18 protein-coding genes are annotated in these 21,900 nt (G+C 72.4%); 13 read left to right on the top strand and 5 right to left on the bottom strand.

What is annotated here, in order from left to right; all coding sequences use genetic code 11:
* Positions 1-306: 306 nt before the first annotated feature.
* Positions 307-1,224 (top strand): phosphatidate cytidylyltransferase, encoded by a 918-nt coding sequence (locus tag OO60_RS19080; protein ID WP_420835539.1) that lies wholly within the window; start codon positions 307-309, stop codon positions 1,222-1,224.
* Here the strand turns inward: OO60_RS19080 and OO60_RS48195 are convergent.
* Positions 1,201-2,103 carry a LysR family transcriptional regulator gene (locus OO60_RS48195; protein ID WP_003065587.1) on the bottom strand — a complete coding sequence of 301 codons (903 nt, stop codon included), beginning with the start codon at positions 2,101-2,103 and terminating at the stop codon, positions 1,201-1,203. The two genes, OO60_RS19080 and OO60_RS48195, sit on opposite strands and share 24 nt — an antisense overlap.
* Positions 2,104-2,197: 94 nt before the next feature.
* Between OO60_RS48195 and OO60_RS19070 the strand changes: the two genes are divergently transcribed.
* The gene (locus OO60_RS19070) at positions 2,198-3,523 is read left to right on the top strand and encodes an MFS transporter (protein WP_003065584.1); all 1,326 of its coding nucleotides are present in this window, start codon (positions 2,198-2,200) and stop codon (positions 3,521-3,523) included.
* Here OO60_RS19070 and OO60_RS19065 read toward each other — a convergent pair.
* Complete coding sequence (locus OO60_RS19065) at positions 3,511-4,356, bottom strand: VOC family protein (protein WP_003065581.1); 846 nt, start codon at positions 4,354-4,356, stop codon at positions 3,511-3,513. The two genes, OO60_RS19070 and OO60_RS19065, sit on opposite strands and share 13 nt — an antisense overlap.
* 114 nt (positions 4,357-4,470) lie before the next feature.
* Between OO60_RS19065 and OO60_RS19060 the strand changes: the two genes are divergently transcribed.
* Positions 4,471-5,277, top strand: coding sequence for a class I SAM-dependent methyltransferase (locus tag OO60_RS19060; protein ID WP_003065579.1), 807 nt, complete (start codon positions 4,471-4,473; stop codon positions 5,275-5,277).
* Here the strand turns inward: OO60_RS19060 and OO60_RS19055 are convergent.
* The gene (locus OO60_RS19055) at positions 5,220-5,840 is read right to left on the bottom strand and encodes a PadR family transcriptional regulator (RefSeq protein ID WP_033261804.1); all 621 of its coding nucleotides are present in this window, start codon (positions 5,838-5,840) and stop codon (positions 5,220-5,222) included. The two genes, OO60_RS19060 and OO60_RS19055, sit on opposite strands and share 58 nt — an antisense overlap.
* Positions 5,841-6,002: 162 nt before the next feature.
* Between OO60_RS19055 and OO60_RS19050 the strand changes: the two genes are divergently transcribed.
* The 6 genes from OO60_RS19050 to OO60_RS19025 all read left to right on the top strand — a co-directional run bounded on the left by OO60_RS19050 (position 6,003) and on the right by OO60_RS19025 (position 12,753).
* Positions 6,003-7,010: a FecCD family ABC transporter permease gene (locus OO60_RS19050; RefSeq protein WP_003082397.1), complete on the top strand. Its 1,008-nt coding sequence runs from the start codon at positions 6,003-6,005 to the stop codon at positions 7,008-7,010.
* A complete protein-coding gene (locus tag OO60_RS19045; RefSeq protein WP_003082399.1) occupies positions 7,007-8,029 on the top strand; it encodes a FecCD family ABC transporter permease in 1,023 nt (340 codons plus the stop codon). The genes OO60_RS19050 and OO60_RS19045 overlap by 4 nt, the downstream gene beginning before the upstream one ends.
* 7 nt (positions 8,030-8,036) lie before the next feature.
* Positions 8,037-8,855, top strand: a complete 819-nt coding sequence (locus OO60_RS19040) for an ABC transporter ATP-binding protein (RefSeq protein ID WP_003082400.1) — start codon at positions 8,037-8,039, stop codon at positions 8,853-8,855.
* Positions 8,845-9,852: an ABC transporter substrate-binding protein gene (locus tag OO60_RS19035; protein WP_003082402.1), complete on the top strand. Its 1,008-nt coding sequence runs from the start codon at positions 8,845-8,847 to the stop codon at positions 9,850-9,852. The genes OO60_RS19040 and OO60_RS19035 overlap by 11 nt, the downstream gene beginning before the upstream one ends.
* Before the next feature lie 13 nt (positions 9,853-9,865).
* On the top strand, positions 9,866-10,351 hold the full coding sequence (locus tag OO60_RS19030) for an Lrp/AsnC family transcriptional regulator (RefSeq protein ID WP_003082404.1): 486 nt from the start codon (positions 9,866-9,868) through the stop codon (positions 10,349-10,351).
* 107 nt (positions 10,352-10,458) lie between these two features.
* Positions 10,459-12,753, top strand: coding sequence for a transketolase-like TK C-terminal-containing protein (locus OO60_RS19025; RefSeq protein WP_205624163.1), 2,295 nt, complete (start codon positions 10,459-10,461; stop codon positions 12,751-12,753).
* Here the strand turns inward: OO60_RS19025 and OO60_RS19020 are convergent.
* Positions 12,746-13,327 (bottom strand): hypothetical protein, encoded by a 582-nt coding sequence (locus OO60_RS19020; protein WP_033261840.1) that lies wholly within the window; start codon positions 13,325-13,327, stop codon positions 12,746-12,748. The two genes, OO60_RS19025 and OO60_RS19020, sit on opposite strands and share 8 nt — an antisense overlap.
* 162 nt (positions 13,328-13,489) lie before the next feature.
* On the opposite strand from OO60_RS19020, the gene rlmN reads away from it, so the two are divergent.
* The 3 genes from rlmN (at position 13,490) to OO60_RS19005 (ending at position 15,925) form a co-directional block, all read left to right on the top strand.
* Positions 13,490-14,596, top strand: coding sequence for a dual-specificity RNA methyltransferase RlmN (rlmN, locus tag OO60_RS19015; protein ID WP_004560980.1), 1,107 nt, complete (start codon positions 13,490-13,492; stop codon positions 14,594-14,596).
* A gap of 29 nt (positions 14,597-14,625) precedes the next feature.
* A complete protein-coding gene (locus OO60_RS19010) occupies positions 14,626-14,898 on the top strand; it encodes a hypothetical protein (protein WP_420835590.1) in 273 nt (90 codons plus the stop codon).
* Between the two features lie 157 nt (positions 14,899-15,055).
* The gene (locus tag OO60_RS19005; RefSeq protein WP_004560978.1) at positions 15,056-15,925 is read left to right on the top strand and encodes a hypothetical protein; all 870 of its coding nucleotides are present in this window, start codon (positions 15,056-15,058) and stop codon (positions 15,923-15,925) included.
* A 32-nt stretch (positions 15,926-15,957) separates the two neighbouring features.
* Here the strand turns inward: OO60_RS19005 and OO60_RS19000 are convergent, their stop codons facing one another.
* Positions 15,958-18,099, bottom strand: coding sequence for a hypothetical protein (locus tag OO60_RS19000; protein WP_155849049.1), 2,142 nt, complete (start codon positions 18,097-18,099; stop codon positions 15,958-15,960).
* A gap of 214 nt (positions 18,100-18,313) precedes the next feature.
* Here OO60_RS19000 and OO60_RS18995 point away from each other — a divergent pair, with 214 nt between their 5' ends.
* Positions 18,314-21,898: an EndoU domain-containing protein gene (locus OO60_RS18995; RefSeq protein ID WP_033261803.1), complete on the top strand. Its 3,585-nt coding sequence runs from the start codon at positions 18,314-18,316 to the stop codon at positions 21,896-21,898.
* Positions 21,899-21,900: the final 2 nt, after the last annotated feature.

Here is a 21,900-nt window from a genome sequence, read left to right as displayed (position 1 = left end):
CCGGCGACCCCGGAAACCGGGGCACCGGCGGCTTCGGGACCCGGCGAGGCGCGCCGGGCGCCGAACGGCCTTGCGGCCTCGGCCACCGGATCGGTCTCGGAAACGGGTGAAGCGAGCCGGTTGTCGGCCGCCGGAACCGCGGCGGCGGAACCGCCGGTGGCCTCGCGGGCGACCGAGGCGGCGGCCTCGGCGGACGGCGTGGCGGCGGAATCGCGGGTGACCGAGGCGGCCTCGGCGGACGGCGTAACGGCGGAATCGCAGGTGACCGAGGCGGCCTCGGCGGACGGCGTGGCGGCGGAATCGCGGGTGACCCAGGCGGCCTCGGCCGACGCCGTCGCAACCGAACCGCCGGCAGCCTCGGGAACCGGCGCGTCGGACACGCCGGCGCCCCCCGAAGCCGTCAAGAAAGCCTCCAAGGCCGGCCGGAACCTGCCCGCCGCCATCGGGGTCGCCCTGCTGCTCGGGGCCGCCATCATCGTCTCGCTGCTCACAGTTCGCTACCTCTTCATCGGGATCATCGCGATCGCGATCGCCGTCGGGACCTTCGAGTTCGCCGGGGTGCTGCGCCGGGTCGCCGACGTGCGGGTGGCGATGATCCCCGTGCTCGTCGGCGGGCAGGCGATGATCTGGCTCGCCTGGCCGTTCGGGCGGGAGGGCGCGCTCACCGCGTTCGTCCTCACCGTGCTCGCCTCCCTGCTCTGGCGGCTGCCCGGCGGGGCCAAGGGCTACCTGCGCGACATCAGCGCGTCCGTCTTCGCCGCCGCCTACTTGCCGCTCTTCGGCGCCTTCGCCGCCATGCTCGTGCCGCCCCACGACGGCGTCGGGCGGGTCCTGACCTTCCTCATCGGGGTCGTCGCCTCGGACACCGGTGGCTACATCGCCGGTGTCCTCGGTGGCAAGCACCCGATGGCGCCCAGCATCAGCCCGAAGAAGACCTGGGAAGGCTTCGGCGGGTCGCTCGTCGGCGGGGTCGTCGCCGGGGCGCTGACGCTCAGCCTCCTGCTCGACGGCCACGTCTGGCAGGGCGTGATCTTCGGCGTCGCCATCGTCCTCACCGCCACCCTCGGCGACCTCGTCGAGTCGCTGATCAAGCGCGACCTCGGCGTCAAGGACATGGGCACGTTGCTGCCCGGGCACGGCGGGATCATGGACCGCCTCGACTCGCTGCTGCCCTCAGCCGTCGTGTCCTGGCTGCTGCTTTCAGCGTTCGTGCCGCTCGGCTGAGGCCGCGTCCCAGCCCATCGTCGCCCGCAGGCCGAGCAACCGCTCGACGACCAGGGCGACTTCCGGCCGGTCGTCGTCGCGCCGGTGCAGCAGCGACCACGCCCAGCCCGGCTCCGGGGCGCCGATCGGGCGCCGCACCAGGCTCGGCGGGAACGGGGCCGTGTGCCGCTTCGGTGACTGCAGCACCGGCACCCGCATCCGCGTGACGTGGTCGAAGAACGCCTGTCCCGTGACGCCGCCGTCGTCGATCCGGACGATGTGCGCACCGCTCTCCGCCGCGTAGGCCAGCGCGAACTCGTTCCACGCCAGCCACGACGACTGGTCGGAGTCCACCAGCACCGACACCGCCGTCGCGGGCACCTCGACGGCCCGGGCCAGCCGGTGGTCGCCCGGCATGACCGCGGGCAGCGCCTCGACGCGCACCAGGTGCGCCGAGAGGTCCAGGTCCGCCAGCCGCCCCGCGTCGATCCACGCCAGGGCCAGGTCCAGGGTTCCTTCGGCGACGCGGACGGCCTGCGTGTGCGACGGCAGCACCCACTCGTCGAGCCGGACGACGTCGCCGAGCAGCTGCGTCAGCTCGGCCGGCAACCAGCTCACGTGGCCCAGCCGCAGTTTCGTCCGCGCGGTGCCGCGGACCCGCCGCGCTGCCGCGTCGGCCAGGTCCAGAATCTGCCGCGCGTCACTGACCAGCGCAGCCCCGGCGCGGGTGAGCTCGACGTGGCGGCGGTCCCGCACGAACAGCGCCGCGCCCAGCTCGCGTTCCAGCTTCTTGATCTGCTGCGACAGCGACGGGCTCGCGATGTGCAGCCGTTCGGCGGCTCGCCCGAAGTGCAGCTCCTCGGCCACCGCGAGGAAGTACCGCAGCTGCCGCAGTTCCATGCGAGCACGGTAGACCTGCGGTGGGAGGTTCCGCCTAACAGAGGTAGGCGATGGTTCGTGGACGGCCGAAGCGTCCGGCGGTTTCACTCGGGGCATGCCCACCGAAACCCGAACACCGGCGAAGCTCGCGTTGGCCGCCGTCTGCCTGGGCTTCCTGATGATCACGCTCGACGCGACCATCGTGAACCTCGCCCTGCCCGCGATCGGCGCGGACTTCGGCGAGCCGTCGACCGCCGCGCTGCAGTGGATCGTCGACGCCTACACCGTCGCGCTCGCCGCGTTCCTGCTCACCTGGGGTGCGGCCGGCGACCGCTGGGGTTCGCGACGCGTCTTCGAAGCGGGGGTCGCCGTCTTCGTCGTCGCCAGTGTCGCCTGCGCGCTCGCCGGGAACGCCCCCTGGCTGATCGCGGCGCGGGCGGTGCAGGGCGCGGGCGCCGCCGCGCTGCTGCCGTCGTCGCTCGCGCTGATCGTCCACCAGTTCCCGGACGCGCGGGACCGGGCTCGCGCGCTCGGCGTCTGGGGCGGCATGAGCGGCGTCGGGCTGGCCGCCGGGCCGGTGCTCGGCGGGCTCGCCGTCGGCCTGGCCGACTGGCGCCTGGTCTTCGCGGTCAACGTCCCGGTCGGGATCGTCGCGATCGTGCTGACGCGCCGGGCGGTCGCCGAGCCGCCGCGGCGCGAAACGACCCACCTCGATCTCGCGGGGCAGCTCTTCGGCACCGTGTCGCTGGCCGCCTTCGTCGCCGGGTTCATCGAAGCCGGGCACGCGGGCTGGTCCGCGCCGGCGACGCTCGCCCTGCTCGTCGGGGGAGTGGTGGCCGGTGCGGTGTTCGTGGCGGCCGAGAAGCGCGTCCCGGAACCAGTGCTCCCGCTCGGCATCCTGAAGAACCGGAACTTCGCGGTCGCCACCGGGATCGGCGGCCTGTTCAACTTCTGCCTCTACGGCACGCTCTTCTGCCTCGCCCTGTACCTGCAACGCGCCTGGTCGCTCGGGGCGCTCGCCGCGGGGCTCGCCCTCGTGCCGCTGACCACGGCGGTGGGGCTCAACGCGTTCCTCAGCGGACGTCTCACCGGGACCTTCGGCCCGCGCGTCCCGATGGTCGCGGGTGCGCTCGCCGGGTTCGCCGGCGCCATCGGCTTCGCGTTGCTGCCCGCGGACCGCGCGCTCGTGCTGTTCGTCGTGGCCTCGGTCGTCCTCGGCTGCTGCTCGCTCGCCATGCCCGCGATGACGTCGCTGGCGATGAACGCCTTGCCGGGGCAGGCCGGGCTGGCCGCGGGCGTGCTCAACGCGGCCCGCCAGACCGGCGGGGCGATCGGGGTCGCGCTCGTCGGCGCGCTGCTGCCGGCCGCCGGGATGTGGCTGGTGGCACTGGGGTACGCGCTCGTCGCGGTGCTGGCGCTCGCCGCGCGTCAGTCGTCGTAGGGGTCGTCGACCTCGGCGCGGCCCCAGCCTTCGGCCACACGCGAGTGGTCGATCACCGCGAACACGGCGCCCTCGGGGTCGGCGAGGATCGACATCCGGCCGAACGGGGTGTCGTAGGGCTGGATCACCACCGTGCCGCCGTGCATGAGCGCTTCGCCCGCCACCGCGTCGACGCCGCGGGCCGGGTCGATGTCGAAGTAGACGAGCCAGTGCGGCGGGGTGTCGAGGCTGTACTCCGAACCCATCACGTACCGGTAGAGCACCGGCTCGTGCTCGATGAGCCATTCGACGTAGTCGAGCATCTCGCCGTCGCCGATCTGGTGGCTGCCGTAGGTGAACAGCTTGGTGTAGAAGTGATCCGCCGCGACGCCGTCGTGGGTGTTGAGGTCCGCGCCGCTGAAGGTGTTCGGGATGCCGGTGACGAACTCCCAGTTCGGCGGCACCTCCCAGAACACCACCGGCGCGCCGCACGCGTCGAGGGCGTGCATGATCGTGCCGCGGTCGGGGATCGCCACCGGTCCGAGGGTGATCCGGCCGCCGAGGTGCTCCACCCATTCGGCCGCGCTTGCGGTGTGGGGCACGGAGATGTGCGGCATCCACCCCAGCGGCGCACCCTGGGCGGCGCGGTACAGCCCGCCGACGGGGAGGCCGTTGAGCGCCCCGATGGCGTAGCGGCCGTCGGAGGTCGCCGGATCCCGTTGAGTGGTGAACTCCCAGCCGAAGAGGGCACCGTAGAATCTCTCTGCCACGGCCTGCTCACGGCAGGCCAGCTCGATCCAGCACGGGATTCCGGCCGGGACCGGGGACGGGGTACTGGACGGGCCGATTGCCATGGGTGCTCCTCCCGATACCCACCGGATTCTAGGCGCGATCCGTGAGTTTTCCGCCAAGAATTCGCCACCGTGCGGGCACGGCCCGGCGACGAGGACCCGGAAGGAGCAGCGGGGGTGCGGTGGTCGTCGCGGCGCGCGGAGGTCGTGCCGAGCCCCAACATCTGGTACTACCAGGCCGATTACGAGCTGGAGAACCACGCGCAGGACAGCGGCGGGGAGATCTGGCGGGTGCTGCGGGAGGAGCACGACTGGGCCGGCCGGGACGTGCTGGACGTCGGCTGCGGTGACGGGTTTCACTTGCCGCGCTTCGCCCGTGACGCGCGATCGGTGCTCGGCGTCGAGCCGCACGAGCCGTTGGTGCGAAGCGCGCTCAAGCGCGTGGAGGGACTGTCGAACGTGGACGTCCGGATGGGCCGCGCGCAGCGGCTGCCGGTCCGCAGCGCGAGTGTCGACGTCGTCCACGCGCGCACGGCGTACTTCTTCGGACCCGGCTGCGAGCCCGGGTTGGCGGAGGCGGAGCGGGTGCTGCGGCCGGGCGGCGCGATCCTGATCGTCGACCTCGACGTCACCAGTGAGCCCTACGGCGGCTGGATGCGCGCCGACCTACCGCACTACGACCCGCCCGCCGTGGAACGGTTCTTCGCCAGGGCCGGCTTCGGCTGCCGCCGCGTCGCGACCGAATGGCGTTTCGCGACCGCCGCGGACCTCGAAGCGGTGCTGAAGATCGAGTTCAGCAAGCCCGTCGCCGAACAGGCGATCGCGGAGTCCTTGCAGCGTAACGGGAATCGCGGCAAAGATCTGACGCTGCCGGTGGGCTACCGCGTCCACACGCGGCTGAAGCCCACCGGCCTCGTCCTGCCAGGTCACTCGGCTGCTTCCGGAGCCGAGGACTCGTCTTCGTCCTCGCCGAGGATGCCGTAGAGCGAGCGCCGGGCGTCGTTGAGGACCTCGGCCGCGCGGGCCTGCTGGCTCTCGGAGCCCGCGCGCATGATCTGCACGACGGCGGCGGCCAGGTTCTTGGCCGACTTGGCGAGCCCGACCTCGGCCGGGTCGACGTCCTGCGCGATCTGCTCCCACGGCGGGGTGCTGTCCTGCTCCTCCGCGGCGGTGCGGCCGGCGTCGGTCAGCTCGAACAGCTTCTTGCCGTGCTCGTCCTTGCTGATCACCAGGCCTTCGTCGGCCAGCAGCTGCAGCGTCGGGTAGACCGAGCCGGGGCTGGGCCGCCAGAAGCCGCCGGAGCGCTCGCCGATCTCGCGGATGATCTCGTAGCCGTGCCGGGGCTGCTCGGCGAGCAGCGCCAGGATCGCGGCGCGGACGTCACCGCGGCGGCTGCGCCGTCCGCCGTGACCCCGCCGGTGCGGGCCGTGGCCGCCGCGGCCGCGTCCACCGGGGCCGAAGCCCGGGGGGAACTCGCCGAAACCACCGAAGGGCCCGAAGGGTGCGCGCCCACGCTCGTGGGCGAAGGGGTGTTGATGCCTACGCATGTCAGTGTTCCTTTCTCGAACTGTTGCGACACGTTCACGATATATCGGAAACGGTCGGCTGGCAACCCGCGGCCGGTGAGCTCGCTCACGGAACTTGAGACTTCAAGATCCCGCGGCCTAGATTAGGCAAGCCTAACCACCTGTTAGCAAAGGTAACGACCTGTGCGGACCCGCTCGCTCCCGCTGACGGCCGGGTTGCTGGTCCTCGCCGCGGCCGTGGCCGCCGCCGTGCTGCTCAGCATCGCCGTCGGCACCCGCGGCCTGAGCCCGGGCACCGTGCTCGACGCGCTCTTCCACTTCGACGCGACCGACCCCGACCACCTGGTCGTCCGCGAACTCCGGCTCCCGCGCACCCTCGCCGGGGTGCTCGCCGGCGTCGCGCTGGGCCTCTCGGGCGCCGTCATCCAGGGCGCGACGCGCAACCCCCTGGCCGACCCGGGGCTGCTCGGCGTCAACGCGGGGGCGGCGCTCTTCGTCGTCCTCGGCATCGGCGCGTTCGGCATCACGAGCGTCGGCGGGTACGTCTGGTTCGGCTTCCTGGGCGCCGCGGCCGCCGGTGGCGTCGTCTACGGCGTCAGCGCGCTCGGCCGGGCCGGGGCGACGCCGGTGAAGCTCGCCCTCGCCGGCGCCGCGGTGACGGCGGCGCTGGCCTCGGTGACCAGCGCGCTGCTCCTCACCGACCAGACGACGTTCGACCAGTACCGGTTCTGGCAGGTCGGCTCGCTGACCGGCCGGGACGCCGCGACGGTCACCCAGGCCGTGCCGTTCGTGGTCGCGGGCGTGCTGCTCGCCCTGGTGGCCGCCCGCCAGCTCAACGCCCTCGCGCTCGGCGAAGACGTGGCCCGCTCGCTGGGCCAGAACGTCCCGGTGGCGCGGCTGGTGTGCGCGCTCGCTGTCGTCGTGCTCTGCGGGTCGGCGACGGCGATCGCCGGGCCGATCGCGTTCGTCGGGCTGACCGTCCCGCACGCCGCGCGGCTGGTCACCGGGCCCGACCACCGCTGGCTGCTGCCGTACTCGGCGTTGCTCGCGCCACTGCTCCTGCTGGTGTCCGACGTCGTCGGCCGCGTGGTCGCGCGCCCGGCCGAGGTGCAGGTCGGGATCGTGACCGCGCTCGTCGGTGCGCCCGTGTTCGTGTTCCTGGTGCGGCGCCGGAAGGTCGTGGCGGTGTGAGTGCCGTCGAGGTGGTCGCGGCCGCGCGCCGGCAGGGCGCACTCCGGGCCCGTGCGGTGACGCTGGGGCTGCTGCTGGCGATCGTCGTCGTCTTCGCGGTTTCCCTGGCCGTGGGCGACTTCCCGGTGCCGCTCGGCGACCTCCCCGGCCTGCTCCTCGGCGGGCAAGGCCGCGCCGCCTACGTCGTGACGGAACTCCGGCTGCCCAGAGCGATCACCGGCGTCCTCGTCGGCGTCGCCTTCGGGACGTCCGGCGCGCTCTTCCAGCGGCTCCTGCGCAATCCGCTGGCCAGCCCGGACGTCATCGGCGTGACGCAGGGCGCGAGCGCGGCGGCGGTCGTGGCGATCGTGCTGTTCGGCGCCGGGGGAGCGGTGGTTTCGGCCGCGGCGCTGGCCGGCGCGCTGCTCACCGGCGCCACCATCTACCTGCTCGCCCGCCGCGGCGGCGTCCACGGCTACCGGCTGGTCCTGGTCGGCGTCGGGGTCGGCGCGGTGCTGACCAGTGTCGTCTCGTACCTGATGACCTGGGCCGACGTCACCCTCGCCCAGCAGGCCCTCGTCTGGCTCACCGGCAACCTGAACGGCCGCGGCTGGGACCACGTCGTGCCACTGGCCATCGCGCTCGCCGTTCTCCTGCCCGCGGCGCTGCTGCAGAGCCGCGCGCTCGCCGGGCTGCAGCTCGGTGACGACACCGCTGCCGGGCTCGGACTCCGGGTCGAGCGCAGCCGCCTGGGCTTGCTGCTGATCGCCGTCGCCCTAGCCGCCTTCGCGACGGCGGCCGCGGGGCCGGTCGCGTTCGTCGCCTTCGTGGCCAATCCGATCGCGACCCGGCTCGTCGGCGGCGCCCGCGCCGGGCTCCTTCCCGCCGCGCTGACCGGCGCGCTCGTCGTCCTGCTGGGCGACTTCGCGGCCCAGCACCTGCTCGGCACGCAGCTTCCGGTCGGCGTGGTCACCGGCGCCGTCGGCGCCCCGTACCTGCTGTGGCTGCTCGCCACGGCCAACCGCGCCGGGCGAATGTGAGGACGCCGTGACACTGCACACCGAGGACCTCGAACTCGGCTATGGGCCGCTTCGCGTGGTCAAGGACCTCTCCGTGGAAATCCCGCCCGGCAAGGTCACCATGATCGTCGGGACCAACGCGTGCGGGAAGTCGACGCTCCTGCGCGGCCTCGCCCGGCTGCTGACGCCCACCCGAGGCGCGGTCTACCTCGACGGCAAGGGCATCACGACGTGGCGCAGCAAGGATGTCGCAGGAGTGCTCGGCCTGCTGCCGCAGTCGCCGACCGCGCCGGAGGGCATCACCGTCGCCGACCTCGTCGGCCGCGGCCGCTACCCGCACCAGGGCGTGTTCCGCCGCTGGAGCGCCGAGGACGACGACGCCGTCGCGAAGGCGATGCTCGCGACGGACACCGTGGAGCTGGCCGCCCGCCCGGTCGACGAGCTGTCCGGCGGGCAGCGCCAGCGCGTCTGGATCGCCATGGCCCTCGCCCAGCGGACGCCGTTGCTGCTGCTCGACGAGCCCACGACGTTCCTCGACATCGCCCACCAGGTCGAAGTCCTCGACCTGCTGTCGGACCTGAACGCCGAGGACGGCCGGACGATCGTCATCGTCCTGCACGACCTCAACCTGGCCGCCCGCTACGGCGACCACCTGATCGCGATGAAGGACGGCCGGATCGCCGCCGAAGGCGCGCCCGCCGACATCCTCACCGCCGAGCTCGTCGCCGACGTCTTCGGCATGCCCTGCCGGGTCATCGAAGACCCGGTCTCCGCCACGCCCCTGGTCGTCCCGATCGGCAGGCGGCGGGCCACACCCCGAGAAGAAGGAACCCCCGATGCGTCCTAAGTGGACACCCCTGGTCGCCGTCCTGGCGTCGGTCACGCTCCTCGCCGCCTGCGGCCAGCCGTCGAAGCCGAGCAGCTCGGGCGTCGGCGACCAGGACGTCGCCACCGGCGGCCGCCTGTTCTCGACGGCGGACGCCGAGACGGCCAAGCTCGGCGCGGACGCCGGTCCCGGCGTCTTCCCGCGCACGGTGACCCACGCGCTCGGCAAGACCAAGCTGGACAAGAAGCCCACGCGGGTCGTCGTCCTCGACAGCGGCGAGCTGGACGACGTCCTCGCGCTCGGCGTCACCCCGGTCGGCATGGCCACGACTGCCGGGCAGAGCGGCGTGCCGTCGTACCTCGCCGACCGCGTCAAGGGCATCGCGACGGTCGGGGACATCAACAACCTCAACCTCGAAGCGATCGCCGCGCTGACGCCGGACCTGATCGTCGGCAGCAAGCTGCGGGCCAAGGACCTCTACCCGCAGCTGTCGAAGATCGCGCCGACGGTGTTCAGCATCCGGCCCGGGTTCCCGTGGAAGGAGAACCTGCTGCTGATCGGGGCTTCGCTCGGCGACGAAACGAAGGCCGTCGGGCTGCTGAACGACTACCAGAAGCGCGCGAACGAAGTGAAGGCGTCGGTCAAGGGCGCGCCGAAGATCTCGCTGCTGCGGTTCCTCTCCGGCAACATCCGGCTCTACGGCAACCTGTCCTTCATCGGCGTGATCCTCAAGGACGTCGGCCTCGCGCGTCCGGCGAACCAGAACATCAACGAGCTGGCCGCGCAGATTTCGAAGGAGCGCATCGACGAGGCCGACGCCGACTGGATCTTCTACTCCAGCTACGGCGCCGGGCCGAGCCCGGACGAGAAGGCCGTCACGAGCAGCGGGCTGTGGGCCGGGCTCGGCGCGGTCAAGGCCCAGCACGCGATCCCGGTCGCCGACGAGGTCTGGTTCCTCGGCCTCGGCCCGATCGGGGCGATGAAGGTCCTCGACGACCTCAAGAAGTACCTCGGCTGAGAAGATCGGGCGCGTGCCGGAAACCATCGACGAGATCGACGCGCGCTTGCTCCAGGCGCTGGGGGAGGACTCCCGCGCGACTGCCGTCGCGCTGGCCGAGCGGCTGGGCCTGTCCCGCAACACGGTGCAGGCCCGGCTCGCGCGCCTTGAGCAGCGCGGCGTCCTGAGGTCGTTCGAGCGCCGCATCGACCCGGCGCGGCTGGGCTACCCGCTTCGGGCGTTCGTCAACGCGATGGTCGACCAGCGGCGCCTGGCCGAAATCGCCGCGGCCCTCGCGACGATCCCCGAGGTCACCGAGGTGTGCGGGCTGACCGGGGCGAGCGACCTGATGGTGCAGGTGGTGGCCGTCGACGCCGACGACCTGTACCGGATCGCCGGGCACATCCTGGCCTCGCCCGGCGTCGAGCGGACGAACATCTCGCTCGTCATGCGCGAGCTCGTCCCGTACCGGCTGGCGCCCCTGCTCGAGCGCGTGCATTCTGCGCACCCGGATACCTGAGCCGTCCGATTCGAGTGTGCATTCTGCGCACTTGCGGTGGCATCGGTTGTGCGATGCGTCCACCAGTGCTGTCCTGGTGGGCGCTTCCTGCACGAAAGGTGTCGACGATGACGCATGCCCCCGTGACCGCCCCGGCGCTCACCGCGATCGAGCAGCGGGTGCTGTGGCTCGCGACCGCGATCGTGCACCAGGCGAACCGGGTCCGGCCCAACCCGTCCGGGCTGAAGGTCGGCGGGCACCAGGCGTCCTGCGCGTCGCTGGTCTCGATCATGACGTCGCTGTGGTTCCGGCACCTGCGCCCCGAGGACCGCGTCTCGGTGAAGCCGCACGCGTCGCCGGTGCTCCACGCGATCAACTACCTGCTCGGCGAGCTCGACGAGGCTTACCTGCCGACGCTGCGCGAGTTCGGTGGCCTGCAGAGCTACCCGAGCCGCGCGAAGGACCCCGACCCCGTCGACTACTCGACCGGCTCGGTCGGCATCGGTGCCACCGCCCCGATCTGGGGCGCGCTGGCCCGCCGCTACTTGACGACGCGGGGCTCTTCGGCGGGCACCGGGCGGCAGTACTCGCTGGTCGGCGACGCCGAGCTGGACGAGGGCGCGATCTGGGAGGCCATCCTCGACCCGGCCGTCGCCGAGCTGGGCGAGATCGTCTGGATCGTCGACCTCAACCGCCAGTCCCTCGACCGGGTGGTCCCGAACATCGCGGCCGGGCGGCTGCAGGGCATGTTCGACGCGGCCGGCTGGCAGGTCCTGACGCTCAAGTACGGGCGGCTCCTGGAGGAGCTGTTCACCCGGCCGGGTGGCGAGGAGCTGCGCGCCCGCATCGACGGCATGCCGAACCCCGAGTACCAGCGGCTGTTGCGCTGCGACGCCGCCCAGGTGCGCGACCGGCTGCCCGCGGGCAACGAGGCGCTCGCTTCGCTGGTGGCGTCTCTCGACGACGAGACGCTGCTCGCGGCGATCCGGAACCTGGGCGGCCACGACCTCGGCTCGCTCGACGAGGTCTTCGCGTCCATTGCGGACGACCGGCCGACGGTGATCTTCTGCTACACCGTCAAGGGTCGTGGCCTGCCCACGCAGGGGCACCCGCAGAACCACTCTTCGCTGCTGACGGTGGCACAGATGGAAGAGCTGGCTGCTTCGCTGGGTACGGACCTTGCTTCGCCGTACGAAGGCTTCGCCGCCGGGACGCCCGAAGCCGCGTTGTGCGCTGAAGTTGCTTCGCGCCTTCGCCGTCCGGACGTTCCTTCGGCGCCTTCGCTGGACCTGCCCGTCGACATCGGACGTACGCCGTCCGGGACCGCTACAACGCAGGCGGCGCTCGGACGCGTCCTGCTCGACCTGACGCGCGAAGCGCCCGAAGCGGCGAAGCGCGTGGTGACGGTCAGCCCGGACGTCAGCTCGACGACCAACCTCGGCGGCTGGGTCAACAAGGTCGGCGTCTGGTCGGCCACCGAGCGCCGCGACTGGTTCGAGGACGACCCCGAGACGATCATGCACTGGCGGGAGAAGCCGACCGGCCAGCACGTCGAACTGGGCATCGCCGAGACGAACCTGGTCGGCCTGCTCGGCGAGCTGGGCGCGACCTGGAGCCGCTGGGGCGAGCCGCTGCTGCCCATCGGTGTGATGTACGACCCGTTCGTCGAGCGCGCGCTGGAGCCGTGGTCGTTCGGCATCTACGCGGGCGGGCAGTCGATCCTGATCGGCACGCCGTCCGGCGTCACGCTCGCCCCGGAAGGCGGCGCGCACCAGTCGATCATCACCCCGTCGATCGGCATCGAGCAGCCCGGCTGCGTCAGCTACGAACCGGCGTTCGCGATCGACACCGAGTGGACGCTGCTGGCCGCGCTCGGCCGGCTCGGCAAGCCGGGCGGGACGTCGTCGTACTTCCGGCTTTCGACGCGTCCGGTCGACCAGACCCTCGCCGTCGTGCCCACCGACCCGGCCGCGCGGGAACGCCGCCGTCGTCAGGTCGTGGCCGGCGCGTACCTGCTGCGGCGGGCTTCGGAGCCGGCGGTCACGCTGGCGGCGATGGGCGCGCTGGTCCCGGACACCCTGGCGGCGGCCGAGCGGCTGGCCCAGGTGGGTGTCGAGGCCGACGTCGTGTGCGTGACCAGCCCGGGCCTGCTGTTCGAAGCCCTCCAGGCGCGGTCCGGCCGGGGCGGCGCCGAGTCGTGGATCCTCGACCAGGTCTTCCCCGCCGCGCGGGCCCGCCCGCTGGTGACGGTGCTCGACGGCCACCCGCACACGCTGGCGTTCCTCGCCGGGATCAACCGGGTGCCGTCGGTCGCGCTGGGCGTCACGGGCTTCGGCCAGTCGGGGTCGCTGGAGGACGTCTACTCCTACCACGGGATCGACACGGACGCGGTCATCCGGGCCGCGCTCGACGTCGTCAGCTGAAGGTGGCGCCGGCGAGCAGGGTGTCCATCTTGGCGTCCCAGCCGGGGAAGGAACCGTACTGGACGACCAGGATCCGGCTCGTCGGCAGCCACCACGACCGGACCTGGTTGTTCTGCGCCGAGTTCTCGCAGGTGACCTTCCAGCGGCCGTACTCGGCCGTCTTCGGCCCGATCTTCGCGAAGCCGGAGTCGAGCAGAGTGCTGCCGGTGGCGCCCGCGGCCTTCCCGGGCGGCGAAGCGGGCGTGATGCAGGTCGGCAGGTCCGTGCCGGTGTACCAGCCGAAGGGCCGCTTCGTGCTCGGGAGGTTGATCGGCGCTTTGGGGTCCGCCTTGCGCAGGTCGAGGACGCGCGCTTCGCAGGCCACGGTGCCTTCGGCGATACAGCCGTCCAGCAGGCCGTCGGGGCTGTGCTCGGTGTAGGTCGCGCCGGCCGGCAGGGGCAGGTGCAGGGCGCCCACGTTCGCGCGCGGCCCGTTCGCCGGGCTCGGCGCGGGCGGCTCCCCGGCCGGGGCGCTGCTGCAGGCGGCGGCGCCCAGGGCGACCGCCACAGCCAGGAGGAGGTGCCGGAAGGACACGCGTTCACCTCTTTCGTCGGACGCCGGACCCCCGTCCGGTTGCTCGCCGTCGATCATCCCGGTGGGCGCTGCGGACCCGGAGACCGGGGCTGGTGACCTGGGGCATACCCGGCCGGGGTGGTTCGGGCGGTCCCGGCGGGGACGTGGGACACTGGTCGGGCCATGACTGCCCTTCCCCTCGTCTTCGACGCGCCCAAGCGCGGCCTCCCGCCGCGCCACCTCGCCGACCTCTCGGTGTCCGAGCGCGCGGCCGCGGTCGCCGAGCTGGGGGAGAAGCCGTTCCGCGCGAAGCAGCTGTCGAACCATTATTTCTCCCGCCTGACGGTGGACCCGGCTGAGATGACGGACATCCCGGCGGCGTCCCGCGATCGCCTGGTCGCCGACCTGATGCCGACGCTCCTGACCGAGGTCCGAGCCCTGGCGGCCGACGACGGCGCGACCCGCAAGACGCTGTGGCGAGCGCACGACGGCACGCTCCTGGAGAGCGTCCTGATGCGCTACCCGGACCGTGCGACGCTGTGCATCTCGAGCCAGGCGGGCTGCGGCATGGCGTGCCCGTTCTGCGCGACGGGCCAGGGCGGACTGGACCGCAACCTGTCGACGGCGGAGATCGTGGACCAGGTCCGTTCGGCCGCGGCGGTCATGCGCGACGGCACGATGCCGGGCGGCCCGGGGCGGCTGTCGAACATCGTCTTCATGGGCATGGGCGAGCCCCTGGCCAACTACAAGCGGGTCGTGGCGGCGGTTCGCCGGATCACGGATCCCGCGCCGGGGGGTCTGGGGATCGGTCAGCGGTCGGTGACGGTGTCGACGGTGGGCCTGGCGCCGGCGATTCGCAAGCTGGCGGACGAGAAGATGCAGGTCCGGCTGGCGGTGTCGTTGCACACGCCGGACGACGAGCTGCGGGACACGCTGGTGCCGGTGAACAACCGGTGGTCGGTGGACGAGGTGCTTTCGGCGGCTCGGTACTACGCCGATACGTCGGGGCGGCGGGTGTCGATCGAGTACGCGCTGATCCGGGACATCAACGACCAGCCGTGGCGGGCTGAGCTGCTGGCGAAGCGGCTGCGGAAGCACCTGGGTCAGTTGGTGCACGTGAACGTGATCCCGCTGAACCCGACTCCGGGCAGCAAGTGGGATGCTTCGCCGAAGCCGGTGGAGCGGGAGTTCGTGCGGCTGGTCAACGCCGGTGGAGTAGCGTGCACCGTGCGGGACACCCGCGGCCAGGAGATCGCCGCCGCCTGTGGGCAGCTGGCTGCCGAAGGCTGATTTTTCGTTTCGGTTATGGAGATTCTGTCGTGATGTATGCCCCCAGCCTGTTGGACCCGGCTGCGGAATCGTTGAAGCTCGTCGACTGCAGTGGTGCGACCGAGGTGGCCCGTGAGGCGCGGACGCTGCTGGGTGAGCGGTTCAGCTCGGTGACGTTCATGTACGTGCTCATGCGGGCGTTCGAGGTCGAGTACACGGCAGCGCGGGACGCGGCACGCTGGCACGAGTTCCACGGCGGGCCGCGTGCCCTGTCGGACGCCGACCTGGAGGAGCTGCTGGCTCCCTGGCTGGCGCCCGCGTAGTCCGGGGTTGCGAAGCCCGGCCCAGGTCTGCCCGCGCGGCCGGCCCGGGGCGGATCTTCGGGCACCACTGCGGTACGGCGGCCCCCCGGCACAACCTGATTCCCTTTCCGGCGTCTTCGGAGACAAAGCTTCGAAAAGCTGCGAGAGGGGTACGGGGATGGAATTCGCCGCCAAGAAGACAATCAAATTCGCCGTCGTTGCCGGTGCGTTGGCCGCAACCACTCTGCTTTCCGCGTGCAGTGGGAACACGGTCGCCGGAAACAGTTCTCCGGTGAAGGACGAGGTGGCCGCGGAGCAGGCGCCGGCCGGGGGTGGCCCGGGGGCGGCCACCGGTGGTTCCGGCACGGCGGGTGCCGCGTCGGACGGTGACGTCGACTGCAGCCGGCTCGGCGGTCAGGTCGGGGCACCCGGGCGGCCGAAGATGGACCTGATCGCGGTGGCCGCCACCGACGGCACCTCGCCCGGCTGCACCGAGGCGTTCACCGTCATCACCGAGTACTACGCGAAGCTGCCGCAGGCCGAAGGCCCCGGCGAGCGGGTCCTCGACGTCCAGGGGAAATGGACGTGCGCCCGCCAGGCGGGAGCCGCCGGCAGTCAGGGCGCCGTCGTCTGCGGCGTGCCCAACAGCTCCCTGCAGCTGGAGACCAGGCCCGCGGCCGGCACAGCGCCGGTCCGCAAGTTCCCGAACACCACCCAGACGGTGCAGTTCACCGGCTACGACGCCGAGGTGCGGATGGTCCGCTTCCAGCTGGTCACCCGCCGGCCGGGCGGCCCGGACAACGGCCAGTACGTGCCGCTGGACGGCAAGACCTACCGCCTCCCGCTGCAGCCGGGCGGCAAGGTGTTCAGCGCGGCGAGCCTGTGCCCGGCCGAATCGGTCACCATCGACGGCGAGGGCTACGGCAACGGGCCGTGCACCCAGGAACAATTGCTCCGGCAGCTGCAGGAAAAGAATTCGGTGCTCGCGCAGGTCAGCGTGAACGGCGACGACCGGATCACCACGGTCAAGGAAATCTACCACCCCTGATTTCCGGGAACCGGAAACCGGCGGCCGGGAATTCACCCGGCCGCCGGGGAACGCGCGAGGTGGTCGTGGAGCTTCGCATGCCGGAACTGGTAGGCCGGCCCCACGGTGCGCAGGATGTGCCTGCTCCGGGCGTCCTCGAGGAAGGCCATCATGCGTACCGGTGTGTTGCGGGTCGCGGCGAGTTCCGTGGCGGAGAAGTTCAGCGAGAGGAAGGCGTTGGTGCCGATCGCGCCCGTGACCGTGCCCGAGACGGCGAGGAGGATCCCGAGCGCCGGGCCGATGACGAGACCCGTCCCGAGCCCGAGTTCGAGGCTCGCGACGAGGCCGGTGACCAGCCCCGCTCCGGGCCACACCACGAAGATGAAGAAGAGCGCGGTGTTGCGGTCCAGGCGGTAGGTGGCAGGCGGGCTTTGAGAGCCTTTGTCCAGGCTCGGAGCTTGGGTGAGCCCGAACGCCAGCCCGACGGCGAGCCCGCCGATCAGGCCGATGAGCAGCCCGAACCGCAGGCCGGCGGACGGTCCGATGGTGAGCCGGCCGAGGAGTCCGCCCGCGACGATCGCGGCGCTTCCCCCGCTGACCGCCCCGAAGATTCCTCGCGAGAGCGTACGGATCCTGAGCACTTCGCGGCCGAACGGGCGCTGGATCCAGCTCGGCCGGGCCGGTCCGTGGGACATGAAACCGCCGATGCCGCCCAGTGCGACCATGCCGATGGCGAAGAAGGCCGCTCCGACGGCGATTCCGGCGAAGCCCCCGACGACCGGGTACCCGGCGAGTCCCAGGCTGCCGGCGACGACGGCCCCGGCCAGCAGCGCGGCGATGCCGGTCCGCCGGGTCCACGTGGTCCAGGTGGCCATCTGCCACCACAGCAGGTCCCGGGTGCGTTGTTCGGCGAGCTGCCGGGCGATGTAGCCGAGCGTCCGGCAAGCGGTGTCCAGTGAATAGCGAGGTGGGGGAAGGCCGGGCTGCGGGGTGTAGGCCACGATGACCGCCCGGTCGAGGATGCGGTTCTCGACATCGGCCACCGTGCGGAACCGGCTCGTGTCGAGGAGTTCGTCGACCCGGTCGGCGCCGTGCTCGGGATAGGCGTCGTGCAGCAGGCTCAGCATGAACGGCAGGACGAGCACCTGCGCGACGGGACTGTCCGGCGCCTGGACCAGGTGCTCGGTGAGCTTCCGCCAGTCCTCGGGTGGGGGGTGCACCACCGGCTGCAGCAGGTATGCGGAGGCGTCGGACGGGGTGACGGGCAGCAGTTCGAGCGCGGCGGCGCCGACCAGGTGTGCCGCGCCGGCGGCGGTGACCGCTTCCTCGGTGCGGGTGAGGAGCACGAGCCGGAACGGTGCGTGCCTGAGGGCGGTGAGGGCGAGGGGACGCAGCCGGTCGGCGATCTCGTCCAGCCCGTCGAGGAACACCGAAACGCAGCCGCTCTTCAGCAGCTTGGTGACGCGGTCGGTGCCGCCGCGGCCCCGGAACTGCGGATAGGCGCGGGCGATCTTGACCGACAGCCAATCGACGACGGTCTCGGCCGAGGGGTCCCATTCGTGCAGGGTGAACAGCATGGGGACCGGGATCCGGGCCCGGTCGCCGGGGCTTGCCTGCTCGCGGAAGCGCAACGCCTCCAGCAGCAGCAGGATCGCGGCCGCGCTCTTGCCGGAACCCGGCTCGCCCAGGATCAGCACCCGGCCGGTGGCGAGGCCGCCGTACACCGCGTGCAGCGCGTGCCCGGTCCCTTCGCGCAGCCGTGCCGTGGTGACCGCGCGCAGCCCCGGCAGCGGTTCGAAGCGCACCGAAGACTTCGGCCGCCCCACGGCTGCGGCGACCGGACCGGTGACCGCGCGCGTCGAGCGGCGCCACCTGATCGGCAGCGGCGCCGGGATGAGCAAGCAGCGTTCGTCGGCCGCGGCCGTCCACTCCTCCTGGAGGACCGAGGCGAGCTGATCCAGGTCGGCTTCCTGCGGGACCTTCACCCCGGCGGTGATCGCCCCCTTCAGCGGACCGGCGCAGGCGACGAGCAATCCGATGGCCGCGAGCACGAACTGCCCGTACCCGCTGGCGTTGCTGCGCTCGCCGGGCTCGAGCACGCTCACCTGCCAGACCCACCAGGCCAGGGCGGCGCCGACGACCACGAGCCCGGTGAGCACCGCCCACCGGCCTGCTGTGCTTCGTCCTCGGGTCACCTCTAGAGTGTCCCCACAACACACCTGGTCTCCACAAGGGCGAATCCCCCATCGGCGGCCCGGCCACTCCGGGAAGCTCGCGGGGCAGTTCACTCCACTTAGGACGGCCGCCCGCAGCCCCCGGCCGGCTGCCCGTTCGGGCGGGGAAATCTGCCCCTGCCGGCGCCTTCTTCCGCGTGCCGTGGCTCCGGAGCCGCTCGTAGCGTGAGGAGTCGTGGGTGGGCGAGAGACCGCTGAGGGCGAGAGCTCGGCTGCCGGTCAGGAGCTGCGGTCCGGAGGCAGCCGGGAACGTCGGCACGCCGACGACGTCCCCGCAGCGCTGCCCGGCGATGCCGCACGCCTGAGTCCCGCCCACGTCCTCGGGCTGCAGCGGCTCGCCGGCAACCGTGCTTCGGCTTCGCTGCTCATGCCCGTTGTGCAGCGGCAGGAAGCCGGCACGCTGAGCCCTCCGGCGCCGTCACGGGAGCCCGCTCTGGCCGAACCCGCACCGGCGACCCCCGCACCGGCACCCCCGGCACCCGCAGCTCCGCCGCCCCCGGCGCCCGTGGTGGACCAGGCGCCGGCCGAGACGCCCGTGCAGGAACCCGCCGGACCGGCGCAGGCAGCACCGGAGCCGCCGGCCGTTGCCGAACAGGGGCCTGGTCCCGCCTCGGTCGTTCTCGCCGGGTTCCAGCAACGCGTCGTGGCTCTCCGTGGCCGCCTCGGGGAGAGCGCCGAGGCGCGCAAACGGGAAATCCGGCGGTACGCCGATGCCGAAAAACTGAAGCTCACCGACGCCGTCGACGCGGACGCCCGGGGGGTCGACACCGCCTACGCCGACGCGATCGCCGCCGTCGGCAGGAGCTTCACCGACGCCCGGGACGCCATCACCGGGCAGCGGGACGCCAAGATCCAATCGGCGCGGGAGACCGCCGACAACGGCCTCCGGGCCCTCGACGACACCGTCGCCGCGAAACAGCGTGCCCTGCGCGACGCCGCCGGGGAGAACGCGACCGCCGCCACCGGGTTCGGGACCGAAGAAGCCCAGCGCGCGGTCAACACCTCGCGCGTGCTGGCCGCCGACGCGGTCGCCGCCGGGGGACGCAAGGCCGCCGAACTCGCTCCGCGCAAACGCGGTGACCTGAGCAGCCGCGAGGCGCGGGAAATGGCCGGCGAGCTGGCCTCCGAGCTCACCAAGAACGGGACCGACCTCGCCGCGTCCGCGCGGCAGGACGCCGGCGCGCTGGCCGCGAAGTTCCGCAAGGAGGCCGAAGACGGCGCCGCGAGGTTCGGCGAGTCCAAAGTGGACGCGCGGCGGAAGATCGAGGGGACGCGCGACGCCGCCGTCCGTGACCTCACCGAGCTGGCCCGGGAACCCCTTGCCCAGCTGGAAACCCGGGCGAACGACCTGCAGCGGGACCTGCGGGCGCAACGCCAGGATGCCGCCGCGCAGGTGCGGGCCGGGGCCGGCGCCGGGGTGCGCGGGATCGACACCGCCGCGCAGGCCGCGACGCGGAAGGTCGACGACGAAGCCGCCGGCGCCCGGCGCAAGCTCGACGACACCGCGACGCAGGTCGCCGGCCGGCTCGACGGCGTGAGCCGCCGCGCCGCCGAACGCGTCGTCCACCGCGCCGAAGGGGACCTCACCGCCGCCGTCGACGCCTTCGACACCGCGATGGGCAAGTTCGCGACCGACACCAAGACGGCCTTCGAAGGCGGCTCGGCGCAGGTCGGTGCCCAGGTTTCGGCCCAGGCGACCCAGCTCGTGACGCCGGTCAACGACGCTGCGGCGCGCTTCGCGGACACCGCCGCGAACTCGGCCACCGAGACCAAGCGGGCCATCGACGACCGCGCCGGGCGGGCGGGAACCGACATCGGCGACGTCGTCACGAAGGTCGGCGACGAGCTCCAGAAGACCGTCGACAGCAGCCGGAACGACTGGGCCGGCCAGCTCGGCCGGGGCAAGACCGAGATCACCGCCAAGGTCGACCGGGGACTGGCCGAAGAGCGGAAGCAGGTGACCGAGCTCCCGGCGAAGATCGACGAGCGCGCCAAGGAAATCGAAGAGGAGAGCTGGCTTTCGCGGGGCCTGAAGTGGCTGGGCGGGGTCGTCGTCGGGTTCCTGAAGGCCCTCGCCATCGCCGTCGTCGTGATCGTCGCCGTGGTCCTGGTCGTGCTCGTGGTGGCCGCGGTCGTCATCGGCATCGCCTACGCCATCGGCGGGCTGGCCGCCGTGTTCGCCGTGATCGGGTTCGTGCTCGCCGTGGCGGAGGCGCTGGCCGGCGTGGCCGCCTTCTTCCTCCTGCTGGCGGCCGCGGCGATCGTGCTGCGCGCGTTGTGGCTGATGTACAAGTCGTTCACCAAGGACGGCCTCACCGACTTCGAACGCGGCGAGCTGTTCGGCGAGGCCCTGTTCGACATCCTCACCGTGGTCTTCGGCGAGGAGATCGCGAAATGGTTCGGCGAGTGGTTCAAGGGCCTCGAATTCGCGGGCGACGGCGGCGAACTGGCCGAGCTGCGGAAACTCGTGCCGGACGAGGAACTGCTCGGCCGCCTGCTCAAGGCGGTCGACGGCGACGCGAAAGAGGTCAAGGCGCTGCTCGGGCTCGTCGGCAACGACGGCGCCAAGCTGGAAGAACTCCTCGCCCTCACCGGCAACGACACGGGAAAGCTCCGGGAGCTGGCCGGCCTCGCCGGCGGGGACGGCGTCCGGGCGATCGGGCTCGTCCGGAAGGCCGAGGGCAACGCCGAGCGGGTGATCGAGCTGCTGTGGGCCGAGCGCGACGTCGCCAAGGTCGAGGCGGCCCTCGACGCGGCCGCCGACCTGCGCCGCGCCGGCGTGCCCCCGGCCCGGGTCGACGCGATGACCGCCGGCCGGCTGCGCGCCGCCAAGGATCTCCTACCGGCGGTGGGCAACGACGGGCACAAGCTCGACGAGCTGCTCACGCTGGTCCACGACGACGCCGCCAAGGCCGCCGAGCTGATCCGGAAGGCGGGCGGGGACGCCGACCGCACGCTGGCGTTCCTGCGCAACGCGGGCGGCGACGTCGCCAAGGCCGAAGCCGCCCTCGACGCCGCCGTCGAGCTGGAGCGGGCCGGGATGGACCGCGCGTTCGTCGACGCGCTGACCGCCGACGACCTCGCGGCCGTGAAGAAGCTGCTGCCGCCGGCCAACCAGGACGGCGCCGCGTTGCAGCGCGTGCTGAACCTGTGCAACAAGGACTTCGCACGGGTCGAGCGGTTCCTCAAGGCCCTGCCCGGCCAGCCGGCCGACCTGGAGCGGCTCATCGGCGAGGCCGGCACCGCGCCGTCGGCCGGGTCGGGAGCCGACCGGATCGCGCGGGTGCTCGACCGGATCGGCGAGGGGCCCCACTCGGTGCCGCAGTTCGAGGCCGAGGTGCGCGCGCAGGTGAAGATCGACACGAAGATCCTGCGCGGCGAGGTCAACTCGGGCGGCAAGCTCATCGGCGGCCACTCGCCGGAGATCCTCACCTCGCCCGACTTCCGGATCGTCGGCACGCCCACGACGAACGCGGACGGGACCGTCGTGGCCAAGTTCCGGAAGGTCCTCAACCCCGGACCGCCAGAGGTGCTCTCGACGCCGAAGAAGAGCACCCTCGCCCCGCGCGGCTGGACCGACGCCGACGTCCTGAGCGCCGGGGACCAGGTGGCGCGCACGCCCGTGAGGCAGACCCGAGCCACGGACGGTGCCACGCTGCACACCGGCACGGTCAACGGCGTCGACTGGGTCGTCATCAAGGACGCGAGCGGCCGGGTCACCTCGTCGTTCCCGACCGGCGGACAGGCCTTTACGCTGTGAAA

Origin of the sequence: Amycolatopsis vancoresmycina, assembly GCF_000716785.1 — a bacterium.
GTDB lineage: Bacteria > Actinomycetota > Actinomycetes > Mycobacteriales > Pseudonocardiaceae > Amycolatopsis > Amycolatopsis vancoresmycina.
This window is presented reverse-complemented; position numbering and strand designations above follow the sequence as displayed.

Excerpts from the sequence above, each read along its gene's own strand:
- OO60_RS48195 (WP_003065587.1), bottom strand. The coding sequence starts at position 2,103 with ATGGAACTGCGGCAGCTGCGGTACTTCCTCGCGGTGGCCGAGGAGCTG.
- OO60_RS19070 (WP_003065584.1), top strand. The coding sequence starts at position 2,198 with ATGCCCACCGAAACCCGAACACCGGCGAAGCTCGCGTTGGCCGCCGTC.
- OO60_RS19065 (WP_003065581.1), bottom strand. The coding sequence starts at position 4,356 with ATGGCAATCGGCCCGTCCAGTACCCCGTCCCCGGTCCCGGCCGGAATC.
- OO60_RS19055 (WP_033261804.1), bottom strand. The coding sequence starts at position 5,840 with ATGCGTAGGCATCAACACCCCTTCGCCCACGAGCGTGGGCGCGCACCC.
- OO60_RS19035 (WP_003082402.1), top strand. The coding sequence starts at position 8,845 with ATGCGTCCTAAGTGGACACCCCTGGTCGCCGTCCTGGCGTCGGTCACG.
- OO60_RS19025 (WP_205624163.1), top strand. The coding sequence starts at position 10,459 with ATGACGCATGCCCCCGTGACCGCCCCGGCGCTCACCGCGATCGAGCAG.
- rlmN (WP_004560980.1), top strand. The coding sequence starts at position 13,490 with ATGACTGCCCTTCCCCTCGTCTTCGACGCGCCCAAGCGCGGCCTCCCG.
- OO60_RS19005 (WP_004560978.1), top strand. The coding sequence starts at position 15,056 with ATGGAATTCGCCGCCAAGAAGACAATCAAATTCGCCGTCGTTGCCGGT.